Source organism: Pseudomonas sp. K5002 (genome assembly GCF_013386655.1).
In the GTDB taxonomy this organism is placed as follows: domain Bacteria; phylum Pseudomonadota; class Gammaproteobacteria; order Pseudomonadales; family Pseudomonadaceae; genus Aquipseudomonas.
Genome location: NZ_JACARK010001047.1, coordinates 1 through 1,392 on the forward strand (window position 1 = coordinate 1; position 1,392 = coordinate 1,392).

Here is a 1,392-nt window from a genome sequence, read left to right on the forward strand (position 1 = left end):
CCCGAGGCTGCCGTGCTCGCCGTCGACGCAGCTGCATTCCACCCGCAAGCGCTGGGCCTACGCCCTCGTCGGCGTACTGGTGGCAATCACCGGTGGCCTCGGCAACTCGCTGGTGATCGCCAACCTTGTGTACCTCCAGGGCGCCCTGGGCGCGACGACGGCCGAGATGGCCTGGCTCCCCGCCGCCTACGTCATGACCAACGTCTCCATGAACCTGCTGCTGGTAAAATTCCGCCAGCAATTCGGCCTGCGTGCGTTCACCGAAGTATTCCTGGTGCTCTACGCCCTGGTCACCTTCGGCCACCTGTTCGTCAACGACCTCAGCTCGGCCATCGCCGTACGCGCGGCCCACGGCATGGTCGGCGCCGCCCTCAGTTCCCTGGGCCTGTACTACATGATCCAGGCCTTTCCCGCAAAGTGGCGGATGAAGGCCCTGGTGCTCGGCCTGGGCACCGCGCAATTGGCGTTGCCCCTGGCCCGACTGTTCTCCGAAGACCTGCTGCAAATCGCCGAATGGCGCGGCCTGTACCTGTTCGAACTGGGCATGGCCCTGACCTGCCTGGGCTGCGTATTCCTGCTCAAGTTGCCCCCGGGCGACCGCTTCAAGACCTTCGAAAAACTCGACTTCCTGACCTTCGCCATCCTCGCCACCGGCGTCGCCTTGCTCTGCGCGGTGCTGTCCCTGGGCCGTATCGACTGGTGGCTGGAAGCGCCGTGGATCGGTATCGCCTCGGCCTGCTCGCTGGTGCTGATCATGGCCGGCCTGGCCATCGAACATAACCGCTCCAACCCGTTGCTGATGACCCGTTGGCTGGGCAGCGGGGCGATGATTCGCCTGGCGTTGGCGGTGGTGCTGATTCGCATGGTGCTCTCGGAGCAGTCCACCGGCGCCGTGGGCTTCATGCAGATGCTGAACATGAGCAACGAGCAGATGCGCACGCTGTATTGGGTGATGCTGGCGGGGGCGATTGCCGGCCTGGCCGTGAGCGCGCTGACCATCAACCCCGCGCATTTGCTGATGCCGCTGATCATCTCCCTGGCCTTCATGGCAGTGGGCTCGGTGATGGACAGTTTCTCCAGCAACCTCACGCGCCCGCAAAACATGTACATCAGCCAGTTCCTGCTAGGCTTTGGCGGCACGTTCTTCCTCGGGCCGACCATGGTCCTGGGCACGAAGAACGTACTGACCAACCCCAGGAACCTGGTGAGTTTCTCGGTGCTGTTCGGGATCTGCCAGAACCTCGGCGGCCTGATTGGTGCGGCATTGCTCGGTACGTTCCAGATCGTGCGGGAGAAATTCCATTCCAGCATGATCGTCGAACACCTGACCCTGCTCGACCCGCGTGTGGCCGCACGGGTGGCCAGCGGCGGCTCGGCCTATGGCGGGGTGAT

The 1,392-nt window shown here is 64.2% G+C and carries 1 protein-coding gene; it reads left to right on the forward strand.

All coding sequences use genetic code 11. From position 1 onward, the window contains the following. Positions 1-1,392, forward strand: a 1,392-nt coding sequence (locus HX846_RS33005) for an MFS transporter (RefSeq protein WP_178967029.1), incomplete at both ends; no start/stop codon positions are given.